We start from the raw sequence: 17,242 nt of genomic DNA, 5'->3' as shown, positions 1-17,242 counted from the left end.
GATGATGGCTTGAATAGCTCATCGATTGTTGTTACTTTTTTATAAAAGCGAATTGACTTCGCAAATATTGTTTGGGTTTGATATAAATATCAAACCGCCCTACACATATTTGGTTTGTCGAAACAATGTTCAGTTTTCAAAGGTCTACCGTGTCAGGAGATAACTACCTCGTGACAACTATATTAGAATAACATATCTAACGTTTAGCCGTCAAGAACTAATTTATCTTTTCTTTCACCGCACAACACTCTGTGCTGTCGTGACAACGTTTATAAATATACCAACAATTGGCCAATGGGTCAAGCATTTTCTGCATAAAATTTGAAAAAATCGATAAATAACCACTTTTGTCAAAAGGTCATTCTCCATTAGACGGCAAAACGGGCACTAGATAAGCTTATCCAGTGCCCGTTTCGATGACTTAACGATCATGATATCGTGAGACTGACGCCTGCTGTGACCTAACCGTTAACTGGTTTAAGAAATCATCTAACAGGGTCATCATTGTCGCTTCATCTTTGGCATTCGTCACCGCAACCTTCGTCCGGGCTGCATGGGGAATCCCCTTGAGATAGTAAGCCACCTGGTTACAGAAGTCCCGGGGCCCTTCTTGAGGACCACAGGCGACACATAACTGATGCAAATGGGTCTTGGCGAGGTCAATCTTATCCGCCGGCGTTGGTTCCGGTAGCAGCTCTTGCGTATCCAGGTAACGATTAACCCGCTGCAGGAGCCACGGATTCCCCATGACCGCACGACCAATCATGGCGGCATCGGCACCAACCTCATGAATCATCTTCCAAGCGTCCTCCGGTGTCCGAATGTCACCATTGCCCATAAAGGGAACGGTCAAGCGCTCCGCAACTCGGTGCAGGATCTCCCAGTCAGCATGTCCCTGATACATCTGCTTACGCGTTCGCCCATGCATGGCGATTGCTGAGGCTCCCGCAGATTCAGCAGCCAGAGCATTCTCCACCGCATATAGGTGATGGTCATCCCAACCCGTTCGCATCTTAACCGTCACGGGCTTATCGACCGCGGCCACCACGGCAGCTACCATGTGATGGACCTTATCAGGATCCAGTAACCATTTGGCGCCGGCTTCCGTATTAACAACCTTGTTCACCGGACACCCCATATTGATGTCGATGATGTCTGCCGCAGTCTGGCGATCAACATACTGGGCCGCTTGGACCAGTGTTTCCTCTGTTCCCCCGAATATCTGAATACTCATGGGGTGTTCATTCGCGGCGACCGCCATCATTTTCAACGTTCGCTGATTCTGGTAGTGAATGCCTTGGCCCGAGATCATCTCACACTCGACCAGTCCAGCACCAAACGACTTACAGATCTGGCGAAAGGCCACGTTGGTCACGCCAGCCATTGGGGCAACGACGACTCGATTAGCAATCTCCACGTTCCCTATCTTCCAGGTCAACTCACCGCCCCCTATTTCTCTTGCGCGTGGGCGAGAATCTCTCTGAGATCATCTTCTGAGTAGGTATACTTCGTTCCACAGAAGTGGCAAACGGCCTCGGCACCATGGTCCTCATCGATCATTTCTTGTAAGGCTTGCGGTTGAATCGAAGCCAATGAGGCCGCAAAACGATCCTTCGAACAGTCACACTTAAAGCCGACAGGCATCTTCTGTAAAATCTTCACCGTTTCATCCTTGAATAACAGGTTCAAAATATCCTCCGGTGTCTGCCCCTCTAATAGAAGCTCCGAGACCATTGGCATTTCTTTAATCCGCTTCTCTAACCGGGCAATCGCTTCGTCCGAAGCACCTGGCATCACCTGAATCATGAAACCACCGGCCACCTTAACCGTGTTGTTAGGTTGCACGAAAACGGAAACACCCACGGCACTCGGAATCTGTTCTGATTTAGCCAGGTAGTAAGTGAAGTCCTCACCTAACTCACCAGAGACCAACGGAACTTGTCCCGTATAGGGTTGGCCCAGACCTTGGTCCTTCGTCACGGTCAACATGCCTTGCGCACCCACAGCCTTACGCACGTCGATCTTGTGTTTTTCATTTAACGGCAAACTGATATGAGGATACTGGAGGTAACCCTTCACCGTACCGTCGGCATTACCATCGGCCACAATGGCTCCAACTGGTCCGTGACCATTAACCTTAACCGTCAGCTTCTCATCACCCTTCAGGAGTGACGTTGACAGTAACATCGTCCCAATCAGGGTCCGACCTAAAGCGGCGGTTGCCGATGACCAAGTATCATGCCGTTGTTGGGCCTCTGCCACAGTCTCGGTAGCATCAACCACATAGGCCCGAAACATGCCATTATCAATCAAACTTTTAATTAAATAATCTGCCATTCTTAACGTCCTTTCATCTCCGCGAGTACCTCACGGGCACGCCACGGGACCTTTTTCCATGCCCTACCTTACCAGAAACTGAGCCGTTTGCAAACACAACCGACAGAAAAAGGGCCGAGACCAACGTCTCAGACCCTTTCCTACGCAATGACTATTCAGAATGGTCGGTATCGTCTGGATCATCCGGTGCGGCAGAACTTGCCGGTGCTGCCTCAGGGGCATCACTCGACGCACTCGAAGCCAACTTCGCTTCCGTAGAAGCTTGACGTTCAGCCTCGCGTCGTTCTAATTCGCGCTTGGATTCTTCAAAAGTTGCCGCCTTTTCACTTGGAAATTCGGCATCGCCGTCCTTATCCGGCATCTTCCCAGTGTTAAACAGGCTGAGAATTTGCTTTTCGTCCAGCGTTTCGTATTTCAGTAAGGCATCCGCAATAATCTTGTGTTCAACCTTGTGTTCTTCCAGAATCTTCCGGGCAGTCTCGTGGGCTTCCCCGATGATCCGGCGAACTTCACTATCAATTAAGTTAGCGGTATGTTCTGAGTAACTTGGTTGGTTGTAGTAACCAGCACCTGCGAATGGTTGTCCGCCAGCACTTTCCAGTGCAACGGTCCCCACGGCATCACTCATCCCATACTGAGTAACCATGGAACGGGCAATTTGCGTTGCCTGCTCGAAGTCGTTGGAAGCGCCAGATGATTCGGAATGGAAGATTAACTCTTCGGCAGTCCGACCACCCATCAACCCAGCGATCTGTTCCATAGCATCCTTCTTGGACATCAGCATCTGGTCCTCACGTGGCAACATGATGGCGTAACCGCCCGCACGGCCTCGAGGAACAATGGTAACCTTGTGCACAACCCGCGCATCGTTCAAAACTAACCCAACGATGGTATGGCCGGCTTCATGGTAAGCCACGGTCTTCCGTTCTTCCGGACTGATGACCCGGTCCTTCTTAGCAGGCCCGGCGATAACTCGATCTTCAGCTTCATCTAAGTCAGAAGCATCCACCCGTGTCTTATTCCGTCGTGCCGCCAATAAGGCTGCTTCGTTCAAGAGGTTTTCCAAGTCGGCCCCGACGAAACCAGGGGTTTGCTTGGCAATTTCCTTCAAATCAACATCGTTAGCCAAAGGCTTGTTCTTAGCGTGAACCTTCAAGATAGCTTCACGACCCTTGACGTCTGGACGGCCAACCAGAATCTTCCGGTCAAACCGGCCTGGACGAAGCAAGGCAGGATCCAAAACGTCGGAACGGTTGGTAGCAGCCATCACAATGACGCCTTCGCTCCCAGTAAAACCATCCATTTCAACCAGTAATTGGTTCAACGTTTGTTCCCGTTCGTCGTGGCCACCGCCCATGCCGGCACCACGTTGACGACCAACCGCATCAATTTCATCAATGAAGATGATTGATGGTGCAGCCTTTTTGGCCTGTTCAAAGAGATCCCGGACACGACTGGCCCCGACACCAACGAACATTTCCACGAAATCCGAACCGGAAATCGAGAAGAATGGTACCGCCGCTTCACCAGCAACGGCCTTGGCTAGCAACGTTTTACCAGTACCAGGAGGACCCTCCAGTAGCACACCAGACGGAATCCGGGCACCTAACGCCACGAATTTACGTGGATTCTTCAAGAACTCGACAACTTCGACCAGTTCTTGCTTTTCTTCCTCCTCACCAGCAACGTCGGCAAAGCGAACCTTGTTCTCTTTGCTGTCGGCTGGTTTGGCCTTACTCTTCCCAAAGTTCATGACACGGCCATTGCCGCCGCCTTGGCCGGCTTGACCCATCATCATGTAGAAGAAGAAGAAAAAGATGACTAGTGGTGCAACGTACACCAGTAAGTTAATCCAGAAGCCACTCGACTCTTCCGCTTTGGTATTGACTTTTACATTGTGGTTCTTGGCAACCTTATCAATCTCGGAAACCGTCGAATTATTCGTCAAGACTTGAGTGCTAAAACCAGTCACAGCTGTGCTCTGTGAGCCGCCGAGACTGAAACCGGTGTTGGTCGTCCGCTTTTGCGCGTTACGATATTCCCCGGTGATCTTGTAAACTCCCCCTGAAGGTTGAATGGAGAATTTCTTGATCTTATTTGAATTCAAGTCCTTAACGAATTGACTCGATTGGATTTCTTGGGATTGTGAGCTGCTGTTATTACCATTAAATAGGTAAACCACACCAATGATCAACAAGAAGATCACAATGTAAAACAGACTATTTCTAAACAGTCCATTTCGTCGATTATTCATGTCGTGCCTCCTTACCCACAGTTCCCAGCGTGATGATAGGAACGAAATTTTAGAGCTTATGCCCCTTTAACTAAATAAGATGTTATCACAATTGACTATCGTTGACTAATTATTTATCTGAATAGACGGATGGCTTCAAAACACCGACATACGGAAGGTTACGATACTTTTCTTCGTAGTCCAAACCATAACCCACGACGAACTCACTCGGAACGTTAAATCCGACGTAATCTGCCTTGGCTTCAACAACCCGGCCACTTGGTTTGTCCATTAACGTACAAACGCGAATTGAGTTGGCCTTTCTGTCCTTCAAAAGGTCTTCCAGGTACTTCAACGTCCGGCCGGTATCAATGATATCTTCCACTAAGATGATATCGCGGCCAGCAACATCCGTATCCAAGTCCTTCAATAAACGAATGGTCCCGGAAGAAGCGGTACCCCCGTTATAACTGGAGACATCGATGAAATCAATCGTTGCATAGATGTCCATGTCCCGAATGACATCGGTCATAAACAGGATCGCACCCTTCAAAACACAGATAATCAAAGGTGTCTTATCCCGGTAATCCTCCTCAAGCTGCGTGCCTAAACGTCTGCAGGCTGCGGCAATGTCTTCCTCACTATAAAGGACTATTTCGATATCGTTATTCATGCTGTTCCCCTTTCGCCTATTCATGTTTGATGACTACGTGGTAGTGATTGGTCCGTGGTGGCGCAGCTAAGACCGCCCACTTCACCCCAATGACCGCTAAGACCTCATCTTTCGCCGTCACCAAGACCCGCTGGCGATCACGGCGATCGCGGGGCACCTTGGCGTTAATGAGAATGCGGCGAACCGACTGATGATGCCCATCGGCCAGCCGCAACTGATCTGCTGACTGCCACGGACGCACCCTTAAGGGCAATTGATCCGTCCGTAGCGCCACCTGATCCGTTGACGGTAATCTTTGGTCAGAAGTCACGGTGAAGCAACCGATCTGCCAGCCGTCACCCAACGGTTGCCATTGGTTCAATACTACCATAAATTGAGAAGCTTCCTGCGAATTTTCACGCATTTTTTTAACCTGAGTAAACTGAAATTGTTGATAGCGTTTGCTAAATCGCCAACCAGCACCGAATTCCACGGTACCCGTGGGATGTTGCGTGTTGGTTAACAGCTGCAAGCACTGGTCCAGCATCGCCGAATTGGTGGCCACACTGGGTGATGCCCGTTTCAATAGCCGTGCCAAGAGGAGACGCTGATCTGCCTCCGGAAAAGCCAGTAGCCGTGTAACCTCTCCCGCCAACGGATCGTTCTGGGTCAGAATCGTCGCTAATTGCCGATCCAAGACGTGATCCGTGACTTGCAGTGTCGCTGATAACTGGTCTGCATAGGCAATCAGGTGACGGTCCACTTGGGGATTCTCTCGCCGCAAAAGCGGCATAATCTCGTGGCGAACGCGGTTACGACTCGCCACCAGCTCCTGGTTCGTTGCATCCTCATACCAGGGAATGTGCTGTTCACGCGCATAGGCCTCGAGTTCCGCCTTACGAAATGGCAGTAGCGGATGAATCACCGAACCACCACGAAACGCTCGCTGGGGGGCCATCCCCGTCAACTGATCCAACTGGCCACCACGAATGAGCTTGAGGAGAATTGTCTCCGCTTGCTCATCCGCCTGATGGGCCGTCGCCACCCAGTCTGCGGACTGGGCCACCAGTTGGTCACCGAAGAACTTATATCGAAACTCGCGGGCCGCAGCCTCTGTACCATGACTCGGATGCTGATCGCTCGTCCAGTCAGCCACCGTTACCGGAATTTGACGAGCGGCACACCACTGCTTGAGAAAGGTTTCTTCCGTGCGACTCTGTTCGCGTAGGTGATGATTGACGTGAACCACGGAAAGTTGCGGCCGCTCACTGGCCGGTAATCGGGTAAACAAGGTCAGTAAGACCATTGAATCCACACCGGTCGACACCGCAATTAAGCCGTGCTGCTTAGGATTAGCCCAACCCCACCGCTGACAATTCTGCCGAAATCTCGTTTCTAACGTCAAGTGTGTCGCCCCTTCGTTCCCAGTTAACAAAAAAGGCCGCAACAAGTGCGGTCCTTAGTGTTTACAGATTAGCTACGCCGGCCACCACGGCCACCACGTTTGCCTTCTGTGTTACGTTTGATAGTTGCCAGACGATCCTCGCTTTGCTTGAGGAAGCCTGACATCAAGTCGTCAAAACTTTCTTCATGGTTTTCCGAGTGATGTCCTGAGAAACGGCCATTTGCTGACCCTCTGTGGGGCCGGGAACCATTATTCTCGAACCGTCGACCATGACTGTGATTTTCACCACTGTGAGGGGCCCCACCGCGACGTGCGTGATCATTGTGTTCGTTATGATCACGATGCGTGTTGTGGGCGTGATGTCCCTGCTCGCCAGCGGGATGGTCAACGGCCTTCCGAATCGAAAGACCAATCTTCCCATCGTCACCAACGGTCAGCACCTTCACCGTCACTTCATCACCGACTGATAAGACGTCATGGATATCCTTGACGTACCCATCTGAAATTTCACTAATGTGGACCAACCCGGTCTTGTGGTCGCCTAAATCAACAAATGCACCAAAGTTCGTAATTCCAGAGACCTTTCCGGAAACTTTAGCTCCAACCTCGATTGCCATAAACAAGAAGTTCCTCCTTAAAATAAGTGTTTTCAGTATAACACAATTCCACCCGGTCCCACACGCCAAACACTAAAAAGAACACTGGAGTGGCGATCTTTTTCCGCGCTTAGAAAATGGGCTAACCTAACCAGCCGATTAGCGGGACTTGTGGCATTATTAAACAAAAACCGCCAGCTCTTAACGAACCGACGGCCATTAATCATCAGATTATTTTGCGGTCACGTCACTAGCGTGATCCCCAGGAAGACTGTAAATCGTCTCACCGGACTTCGAGTAGTAGTACTTTGAGCGAATCAGCCGTCCCAGATAATCCTGGTTGTTGAGCTGTTTGATCTGGCCCTGAAGGTCCCGGCTCTCAGCCTTCGTCTTCTTCAGCTTCACTTCGCTAGTGCTCACCTCTTGGCGAACGTGATGTAGGCTGGCATTGGTTCGTACCAGCTGCACCCCGAGGAAAATAGCAAAAACGGCAAAAAATGCGAGAATTCTGGTGGCCCGACGCACCCGCCGCTTTCCCAACCACTGAGTGTGCTTGGCGGAAGCCTGCTGGTGATCTAACCGACGCGTATAGTCGTTTTCCAACCGTTCAATTTTTGCCGGCTTCGCTTTTACATCAGCCATTGCTACTCACTCCTCAGTTTCACCAGATGGTTTAACTTGAGTATAGCAAGTTTCGAATTGCCCGTCTAGAGCGTTTGGCATAATGTAAAACATTCGTCATATTTAGTCGGAATTACTTCCGAAAATCCTGCGCGTAGTCTTCGTTGACGATGGTGTACATCCGTTCAGCGTCGTCCTTCTTCGTGGTTTCCAGTAACTCATTAACTTTGACCGTTAATGTTTTGTTACCGAACTTAATAACCAGCTCATCATTTGTCGCCACATCACTGGAAGACTTGGCAACTTTACCGTTAATTTCAATCCGGCCTTTGTCCGCAATTTCTTTGGCTACAGAACGCCGCTTGATAATCCGTGAAACTTTCAAATATTTATCTAATCGCATAATTAATTTCCTCCGTGTCGCTTCAGTTGTTGCCATAATCTTAACATACTCTTGGCGCGAGGGATGGCTAACCACTCCCGAATACTCAGGAGGTGCCACCACAGGGCCAGGCCAATGAAGAGGCCTACCCCCACTGGGATACCGATCAAGAGACCGCCCCCAGCCGCCAGACGACCCGTTCCTATCGCAGGCCACCAACGTTCTAAAACTGCCATGGCGAACCGGACCCCCACAACCATCACTGCGGTAATCCCGGTCAACTTAGGGAGAAAAGCCCCTCGCCAGATGCCCGACCGTAGTTCGCGATCCGATCCCCACCAAACGATGCCCAATATCACAGACAGACTAAAGACAGTAAGCCAACTGGCACCAATCGCCCCAAACTCACGGACTAGCCAGCTATTACCAACCACCTTAACCGTCAGGCCCACCAACAGCGCCACAACCGTCAACCGATACTGGTCTTGGCTTTGGAGCACGCTGTTATAGGTCTGAATCAGGGTAGCGAGCACGATACTCAGCATATAGACGGCTAGCATGGTTGACCCGTGGTCGTCACCGAACAAAACGCGATTGATCCAGGGCATTAGACCCATCAGGCCCGCCGTGGCCGCCACGGCAATCATCATGGCAATGCGCATCATAGTTGTCGTGAGCCGCTTAAAGGTCTGCGGGTGTTCCCGCCGTCGGGTGGCCGTCAGGGCTGGTAATAATGACGTCGCAAAAGCCACCGCCACCACCAATCCCAACTGAACCAACGGTTGGGCGCGATCATAGACCCCTTTCAGGGATTTCGCAGCATCGGCACGCATGCCGCCCGCCACGAGCCCTTTCATGACTGTGAACGAGTCTACCAGCTGCAAGAGCACCAGCATCGCCGTCAAAAGACACAGCGTACCACCCTCGACCAGCAAGCGGCGTCCAATGTGTGGGACCGCTCGTCGGGGTGCGACGTCGCGTTGCCGCCATGTAGGCAGAACCAGTAGGGCCGCTAATGCAGTAACAGTGCCTCCCGAGAGGGCCCAAGCCCCCATGGTATACACTGACCACTGCTGATGCGTGGCCCAGGCCGCCGCAGTCAGAATCACCACGACCCGAACGAGCTGCTCCACCACCTGGGAACGGGCCGTTGGTAACATGTGGAAGCGTCCTTGATGATAGCCACGATTGACCGAGAGGGCCGGCATGAACAGAAACATTGCCGCCACTACCCGAATCAAGGGCGCGAGTTGGGGATCACCCATCCCCCGTGCCAGCGCCGAGGCCGCTACCGTCAAGAAACCAAAGATGCCAATGGCCACCACCCACAGCCAACGCTCAACCTGCCGGGCCACTTGCTGTTGGCTCGCCAAGTCTGGTGCTTCGGCAATGAGCTTCGAAATAAAAACCGGTAACCCACTCAATGCGAAGGTCATGCCGATCCCATAGATCGGATAGACCTGCTGGTAGACGTAGAAACCTGTATTCCCCACCATGTTTTGAAAGGGTACCCGGTACACCGCACTCAAAAGCTTCGCGACAAACGCCGAGATTGAGAGAATAAGGGCCCCCTGCATGGCTGTATTCACATTGCGGTTGCCCATCACTGACCTCCTTAGTCGTTCGTTGCTTTGGCCTTATCGGCAGCTGGTTTTGTGGTCTTGAGGACAATATCGCGCAAGGCCGCCATGAACTGTTGCACCTGTGGCAACCAGTCCGTCACCGTCATTTGTGGTTGAATGACTAACTTTATATGAAGCTGGTCATCGTTGACGGCCACGGTCGCCTTGAGCTTAGTGGCGGCCAACGCCTTGAAGACGTCCTCGCCACCTAAAATGTTGGTTCCACGTTTGGAAATCGTCACGAAGACATCCCCATTGACTCGTCGAATCTTATCAACCAAAGCCAAATCCGCAGCCAACTTTAATTGGCCAATTGTTAGGAGTTGACTCACGGCCGTTGGGTAATCCCCGAACCGGTCGATCAGGTCGGCTTGAATCTCGCTGACTTCATCGTCATTCTCCAATTGGCGAATACGTTTGTACATTTCAATCTTCTGTTGTTCATCCGCGATGTAATCGCTTGGCAGGTAGGCTTCAACCCCCAGTTCGACGGTCGTATCCGTCTTCGGTTGCGTGTGCTTACCCCGCTTCTTCGCCACGGCATCACTCAGCATCTGAGTATAAAGATCATACCCCACGGAGTTAATGAACCCGTGTTGCTGCTTACCTAACAGATTCCCGGCGCCCCGAATAGAGAGGTCCCGCATGGCGATCTTGAATCCGGAACCCAGTTCGGTAAAGTCCTTGATGGCCTCTAAACGCTTCTCACTGACCTCGGTCAGCACCTTATTGGGCTGATAGGTGAAGTAAGCGTAAGCTACCCGATTACTCCGGCCGATCCGGCCCCGTAATTGGTACAGTTGAGACAGCCCCATGCGGTCCGCATTTTCAACGAACAACGTGTTGGCATTTGGAATGTCGATCCCGGTTTCAATGATGGTCGTCGTGACCAAGACATCGTAATCCCCGCGCAAGAAGTCAAAGAGCACCCCTTCGAGTTGGGCTTCCGTCATCTTCCCGTGAATGTAGCCCACTTGAGCCTCGGGCACCAACGCTTGAATCTGACTGACGGTCTTCTCAATATCTTCCACGCGATTGTGCAGGTAGAAGACCTGCCCGCCCCGTTGCATTTCGCGCCGAATGCCATCCTGAATGGCACCCGCGTTCTGTTCCATCACATACGTTTGAATTGGGAAACGGTTAGCCGGTGGTGTTTCAATCACCGACAGATCCCGGACACCCAGCATTGACATGTGCAATGTCCGGGGAATCGGGGTCGCCGTCAGCGTCAGCACATCGACGTTGGCCTTCAGTTGTTTGAGGCGTTCCTTATGCTTAACACCGAATCGTTGCTCCTCATCGACTAGGACTAGGCCCAAGTTCTTAAATTTCACGTCCTTAGAAAGTAACCGGTGCGTCCCGACCACGATGTCGAGTTGCCCAGCTTCCAAATCGTCAATCGACTGACGGATCTGCTTAGCCGTGCGGAATCGCGAAAACATTTCAACGTTAATCGGATAACCTTCGAAACGGTTCATCATCGTGTCATAGTGTTGTTGCGCCAAAATGGTGGTTGGCACCAAGAAAGCCACTTGTTTACCCGCTTCGACCGCCTTAAAGGCTGCCCGTAATGCAACTTCGGTCTTTCCGTAACCGACATCCCCCACTAGGAGACGGTCCATCGGTCGCGGCTTTTCCATATCGTGTTTAACTTCCTCGATCGTGCGTAATTGGTCGGGCGTCTCAGCATACGGAAAGTCATTCTCAAATTCCCGTTGCAGACTGTCATCCTTGGGAAAGGCATACCCCTTCTCCGCGGCACGTTTCGCATAAAGATCCACCAGTTCATCAGCAATGTCTTCGATCTTGGCGGCCACTTTGCTCTTAGTCTTGGCCCACTCAGAACCACCCAACTTGTTGATACGGGGCTTCTTATCCTCGGACGAGACATACTTCTGAATCAGATTTAATTGCGTAACCGGGATAAACAACTGTGCGTTGTCTTGGTAATCAATGGTCATGTAGTCCTGGTGGACCCCATCAACCGTCAACGTCTGCATCCCAATAAATTTCCCGATCCCATGGTTCACGTGCACCACGTAATCGCCCGGCTTTAGGTCAGTGTAGCTCTTCAGACGTTCGGCGTTAGCCATGGTCTGGCGTCGTGCGCGCTTCTTAGTAACCTTCTGGAACATTTCAGCTTCCGTGATCACAACTAAGGAAGCCTCTGGCAATTCAAATCCAGTCCGGAGCCGTTCTGGCACCAGCTGGGTCAGGCCACCTTGCAGGTTATCGGCCTTGGTTAAGACGGATTGAATCTCAAAATCATCCAGGGTCTGCTCAATCTTGGCTAGTCGTTCTTCATCCTGGACCAACAGCACGATCGTCTGTTTCTGTTTACGCCACCGGTCAATCTCCGTCTTCATGACAGGGAGTTGCCCGAAGAACTGTTGCATGGCCCGGGTCGTGATATTAGTGACCGCTTGGAAACGCAGACTCCCCATTCCCTTTTGGAACAGCGCCAGCATCACCTGAGCATGTTCATCATTCTTCACGATTGGTCGCAGTTCACCACCAAAGACCTGTTGTGAAAAGATCTGATGGTGGGTCAGCTTATCGGTAGCCCAGTTGGCCTCGTCCTCTAACAGTTGTCGTTCGGCATCCTGAAGACGCGAATAGTCCCCAAACAACGCCAACCCATTATCCGGTAAGTAATCCAGTAGTTGGTGATGTTCCGGGAATAAATAGTCCGCAAATTCCATGAGTTTGGGATCAACCGATCCCTTGCGTAATCCATCAATCAGCGGTTTAACTTGATTGGTTAACGTTTCAGTGGCGTCGTCATCCAACTTAGCCACTTGACTAGCCAGTTCCGCGGTTAAACGATCGGCACCTGCCGTCCGCTCCGCAGCCGTGAGAATGAAGTCGGTTGCTGGCAGAATTTCTACCGCGTCAACGTTCTCAATACTCCGTTGCGTCGCTGGGTCAAAGTAGCGAAGCGAATCAATCTCGGTATCGAAGAAATCAAGCCGGACAGGATAGTCGGCGGCTAACGGATAGATATCGACGATCGACCCCCGCACGGCGAAGTCGCCAGGGCCAGCCACCAATTTCTGGTGAGCATATCCCATGGCAAACAACTGCTGTTGCAACGCCTCAAGGTCGAATTCGCCACCCACTTGGACGTTGAATCGCGCCGCAGCAAAGTTTGTCGGCGCCGGCAGGAAACGACGCAGCCCGGAGAGCGATGTGACAATCACGACGGGCCGATCACTTTGCAAGGCCCGCAAGGCATCGATTCGATCAGACCGATACTCCGGCGAGCTCGTGGCGACCTCAGCAGCAAGAAGTTCCTCGACAGGAAACTCGTAGAGCTCATCGTCTCGTAATAAGTTTGCCAAGTCTTCAACCAGCTGACCCGCATGATACAGGGTATCCGTCACGTAGACGATCGACCGTTGCTGTTCGTGTAAGAGGCTCGCAATGAAGAGGGTCTCCGCCGAACCATTAAGTCCCGTCACGAGTTGTCGTTGCCCCCGACCGAGGGTCTGTCGTACCGTGGCATATTGGGTTGTCTGCGTCATAAATGCTTCTAAATTCACGGCTAACGTCCTCTTCCTAATTGTATTGATTCATTAACTGGGTAAACTCCGTGCCCCCGATCCAGTCATCCAACGCGGCCACTGCCTGATCGGTTGCCTGGTTAAAGAGTGGGGCCTGTTCAGTCGTGAATTTACCTAAGACATAGTCCACCACAGAATGTTGTTGGGGATGGGCGATACCCACCCGCAGGCGCTTGAACTTCTCGCTGGAAACGTGAGCAATGATGCTCTTGATCCCATTGTGACCACCGGCTGAACCATGATCCCTGAGTCGAATCCGACCGACTGGCAGGTCCATATCATCTTGAATGACGAAGATGTCTTCGAGGTCAATCTTGAAGTAGTCCATCAAGGGATGCACGGCCCGGCCCGATTCATTCATGAAGGTTGTGGGCTTAACCACCAGTACCTTTTCGCCATTGACGAACCCACTGCCGAAACGGGCATCAAACTTCCGCGTGGTCAGTGTGATTTGGTGTTCTTTGGCAAAGGCATCTGCCACCATAAAGCCGGTGTTATGCCGGGTGCCCGTGTACTGTGGCCCAATATTTCCTAATCCAACGATCATTTTCATTTTTTACGATTACTCCCTTATATAAGAACCTAATTTACTGGTTAGTGACCTGGCTTAGCTCCCACTAGTCTGGCGGGACTCTGGGTGTTCCCCAGGTGAAACAAAATGGCTGGACGGGATCAGCATCCCCGTTCAGCTGGCTAGGTCAATTTCACAAATCTAATCAACGCTCTAGAGTATAGCATAGTCCCAACACCCCTGCACTGATCGAGCCTACAAGCATTGCAATGGTGGCGTTTTCAAGCTAAAAAATTCACAAATTTAAGGCCGTCACGTAGTCGCTACCTGGTGAACATGGTATACTTAGCACTGGGTATTACTGCGTACCTTGATGTCTAAATTTTATTAGGAGATGAAGGATTTGACTACTAAAAACCATCAAAAAGTTGTTCTCGTTGGTGACGGTGCCGTTGGATCATCATATGCTTACTCAATGATGAACCAAGGTTTAGCTGAAGAATTTGTAATTGTGGATGTTATTAAGGACCGTACTGAAGGAGACGCCTTAGACCTTGAAGATGCTCAAGTCTTCACGGCACCTAAGAAAGTCTACTCCGGTGACTACTCCGACTGTGGCGATGCCGATGTCGTTGTAATCACTGCTGGTGCCCCACAAAAGCCTGGCGAAACCCGTTTGGACCTGGTCAACAAGAACTTGAAGATCTTATCTTCAATCGTTAAGCCAGTCGTTGATTCTGGCTTCGATGGTATCTTCGTGGTTGCTGCTAACCCAGTTGACATCTTAACTTACGCTACTTGGAAGTTCTCTGGCTTCCCTAAGGAAAAGGTTATCGGTTCTGGGACTTCATTGGACACTTCCCGTTTACGGGTTGCTTTGGCTAAGAAGTTCAACGTCGACCCACGGAACGTGGACGCCTACATCATGGGTGAACACGGTGACTCCGAATTCGCCGCATACGACGAAGCTACGATCGGTACGAAGCCTTTGAAGGCTCTTGCCAAGGAACAAGGCATCACTGACGATGACTTAGCTAAGATCGAAGACGACACACGGAACAAAGCTTACGAAATCATCAACAAGAAGGGTGCCACTTTCTACGGTGTTGCAACCTGCTTGATGCGGATTACGAAAGCTATCCTGCGTGACGAAAACGCCATCTTACCAATCGGCGCTGCCTTAGACGGCGAATATGGGTTGAACGACATCTTTATCGGTACACCAGCTATCATCAATGGTAGTGGGTTAGCCGGTGTGATTGAAGTTCCCCTTTCCGACCGTGAAAAAGACTTAATGGCTAAATCTGCTGCTACTTTGAAGCAGGTTACGAAGGATGGCTTAGCTGCCCTGAAATAGTCAGATAATTTTTTAAAATGAGGAGCCTGAGACAAAAGTCTCGGGCTTTTTTGTGCTCCAAGCGTCTATAGTCGAAACGTGTGACAAAAGGTAGTCAACTCCGCTAGACAAACAAGTCAAGACCAAGATTATTCGTCTAGCGACGTTAATACGTATTAACTAACCGTCTTTTTTCACACTCTCTTCTTTTGCAAGTCACCTATCTAACAGTTAAACTCGTTATCCCCAATGACGGTTAACTATATTTGTAGTCAATTAATTTTGTAGAAAGCGTTAACAACTGGGCAACAACATTGTTATTTAAGGTTGTTTGAAGTAAGCTGGAGTTATGCTATTCTGTGAGCGAAAGGACGACGACTTTCCTGTCACTGACTTATTTAGGAGGTCACACTAATGAAAAAGAAGAAAGCCTTCGGCATCGGGCTCGTGACCGCAATCGTCGCGGTCGGAGCCCTCTATGTTGGGCGAGTTTATCACTATGCCAACGCACAAGTCTTCTTCAAAGATACCCAAATTGCAGGCGTTAACGTGGGCGGCAACACTGCCGCCCAAGCCGCTGCAAAGCTGAAGTCGACCCTCAAGAACCAACAACTGACGTTAAAAGATGGTCACAAGACGGTGACCACCTTTAAAACCCAGTCTGTCGATCTCAAGGTCACTTCGCAACAGGCCCTGCGCAAGCTAATCGCGAAACAAAACGCCTGGGCTTGGCCGGTGCACATCACCACAGCCACGGCCGATACGATCAAATTAAATGCTAGCAACGCCAACGAACAGAGCGTTCGGACGTTAGCAAACACCATTACGGCGAAAGCCAACCAGACGCGAACCCCTTCAACGGATGCGTCATTCACCTTTCAAAATGGGGCTTACGTGATTACCAAGGAAAAGACCGGTAATCAACTGGACGCGGCGAAAGTCGCCAAGTCTATCACGAGTGCCATTGAAGTTGGCGAAGATACCGTCGATGTCTCTGCTGATTATCTCAAGCCGGCATTCACCACAACTAACGCGCGCTTCAAGCAGGCCGAAGCCAACGCTGAAGCCATCACCAAGCAGAACTACGTCTACAAGTTGAGTGGCCACCGCATTGCTATTCCCAACAAGACCTTAGCTTCTTGGTTGACGTTTAAGGATGGTAAATTAAACACGGATAATCAGGCCATGAAGACCTACCTGACTAAACTCAGCAAGCAATATGGCACTATTTATAAGACCCGGAGCTTCAAATCGACAAAACGTGGAACAGTCAAGGTACCCGCTGGACTCTACGGCTGGAGTATCAAGGTCAAGAGTGAGTTACCAAAGCTCAGGACCTCAGTTCTGGCTGGTAAGGGCATGTCATGGACCCCGGTTATTCAAGGGAGTGGCTACCACCACAGTGGAACCGACATCGGTGATTCTTACGTCGAAGTCGACAAGGTTAACCAGCACATGTGGGTCTATGAGCACGGCAAGCGCGTCGTCTCGACCGCCGTTGTCACTGGGCTACCAACGACGGCCCATCACACGCCTGATGGGGTCTGGGTCATCTGGAGCAAGGAACGTAACACGACGCTCCGTGGTAAGAACGACAACGGATCCAAATACTCTTCCAAAGTGAAGTTCTGGATGCCAATCGATGATACCGGTGTGGGGATTCACGACTCGCCATGGCAACCGACCTACGGCGGATCTTGGTACAAGGCCCACGGGTCACACGGCTGTGTGAACACCCCGCCTTCTGAGATTAAAGCCGTCTTTGACCATGTCAGTGTCGGAACACCAGTCGTTGTCTTCTAATGAGATTTTTAATAAGTGGTTATTGGATCATGATTGATCCGATAACCACTTTTTTATCGCGATAAATCAGCCCCTAACTTGTTTTCAGTGAGTCCCGCGTTTTACTTAATTTTCGGAAAATTAACCAAATTTGCCCCCACTTAATTGGGAAACTATGTTATTATGAGAAGAGATTATTAGA

13 protein-coding genes are annotated in these 17,242 nt (G+C 50.7%); 2 read left to right on the top strand and 11 right to left on the bottom strand.

Annotation, left to right across the window (positions count from 1 at the left end):
• Positions 1–421 precede the first annotated feature (421 nt).
• The 11 genes from dusB to pth all read right to left on the bottom strand — a co-directional run bounded on the left by dusB (position 422) and on the right by pth (position 13,964).
• A complete protein-coding gene (gene dusB / locus EKM70_RS08750) occupies positions 422–1,438 on the bottom strand; it encodes a tRNA dihydrouridine synthase DusB (protein WP_125547104.1) in 1,017 nt (338 codons plus the stop codon).
• An 11-nt stretch (positions 1,439–1,449) separates the two neighbouring features.
• Positions 1,450–2,337, bottom strand: a complete 888-nt coding sequence (hslO, locus tag EKM70_RS08745) for an Hsp33 family molecular chaperone HslO (protein ID WP_125547102.1) — start codon at positions 2,335–2,337, stop codon at positions 1,450–1,452.
• A 151-nt stretch (positions 2,338–2,488) separates the two neighbouring features.
• The gene (gene ftsH, locus EKM70_RS08740; RefSeq protein WP_125547100.1) at positions 2,489–4,591 is read right to left on the bottom strand and encodes an ATP-dependent zinc metalloprotease FtsH; all 2,103 of its coding nucleotides are present in this window, start codon (positions 4,589–4,591) and stop codon (positions 2,489–2,491) included.
• A 109-nt stretch (positions 4,592–4,700) separates the two neighbouring features.
• The gene (gene hpt / locus EKM70_RS08735) at positions 4,701–5,243 is read right to left on the bottom strand and encodes a hypoxanthine phosphoribosyltransferase (RefSeq protein ID WP_125547098.1); all 543 of its coding nucleotides are present in this window, start codon (positions 5,241–5,243) and stop codon (positions 4,701–4,703) included.
• A 16-nt stretch (positions 5,244–5,259) separates the two neighbouring features.
• Entirely contained in the window at positions 5,260–6,627 is a 1,368-nt protein-coding gene (tilS, locus tag EKM70_RS08730; protein WP_125547096.1) for a tRNA lysidine(34) synthetase TilS, read from the bottom strand.
• Between the two features lie 68 nt (positions 6,628–6,695).
• On the bottom strand, positions 6,696–7,244 hold the full coding sequence (locus EKM70_RS08725; protein WP_125547094.1) for a S1 domain-containing RNA-binding protein: 549 nt from the start codon (positions 7,242–7,244) through the stop codon (positions 6,696–6,698).
• Between the two features lie 210 nt (positions 7,245–7,454).
• A complete protein-coding gene (locus EKM70_RS08720; protein ID WP_125547092.1) occupies positions 7,455–7,865 on the bottom strand; it encodes an FtsB family cell division protein in 411 nt (136 codons plus the stop codon).
• 112 nt (positions 7,866–7,977) lie between these two features.
• Positions 7,978–8,247, bottom strand: coding sequence for an RNA-binding S4 domain-containing protein (locus EKM70_RS08715; RefSeq protein WP_125547090.1), 270 nt, complete (start codon positions 8,245–8,247; stop codon positions 7,978–7,980).
• A gap of 2 nt (positions 8,248–8,249) precedes the next feature.
• Positions 8,250–9,830, bottom strand: a complete 1,581-nt coding sequence (locus EKM70_RS08710) for a polysaccharide biosynthesis protein (protein WP_125547088.1) — start codon at positions 9,828–9,830, stop codon at positions 8,250–8,252.
• Positions 9,831–9,841: 11 nt separating this feature from the next.
• Complete coding sequence (gene mfd, locus EKM70_RS08705; RefSeq protein ID WP_125547085.1) at positions 9,842–13,390, bottom strand: transcription-repair coupling factor; 3,549 nt, start codon at positions 13,388–13,390, stop codon at positions 9,842–9,844.
• 16 nt (positions 13,391–13,406) lie between these two features.
• Complete coding sequence (gene pth, locus EKM70_RS08700) at positions 13,407–13,964, bottom strand: aminoacyl-tRNA hydrolase (protein ID WP_125547083.1); 558 nt, start codon at positions 13,962–13,964, stop codon at positions 13,407–13,409.
• Positions 13,965–14,316: 352 nt separating this feature from the next.
• Here pth and EKM70_RS08695 point away from each other — a divergent pair, with 352 nt between their 5' ends.
• Positions 14,317–15,279 carry an L-lactate dehydrogenase gene (locus EKM70_RS08695; protein WP_125547081.1) on the top strand — a complete coding sequence of 321 codons (963 nt, stop codon included), beginning with the start codon at positions 14,317–14,319 and terminating at the stop codon, positions 15,277–15,279.
• A gap of 393 nt (positions 15,280–15,672) precedes the next feature.
• On the top strand, positions 15,673–17,061 hold the full coding sequence (locus EKM70_RS08690; protein WP_125547079.1) for a L,D-transpeptidase family protein: 1,389 nt from the start codon (positions 15,673–15,675) through the stop codon (positions 17,059–17,061).
• The last annotated feature ends 181 nt before the right edge of the window (positions 17,062–17,242 follow it).

The sequence above is a fragment of the Levilactobacillus lindianensis genome (genome assembly GCF_003946095.1).
In the GTDB taxonomy this organism is placed as follows: Bacteria; Bacillota; Bacilli; order Lactobacillales; family Lactobacillaceae; genus Levilactobacillus; species Levilactobacillus lindianensis.
This window is presented reverse-complemented; position numbering and strand designations above follow the sequence as displayed.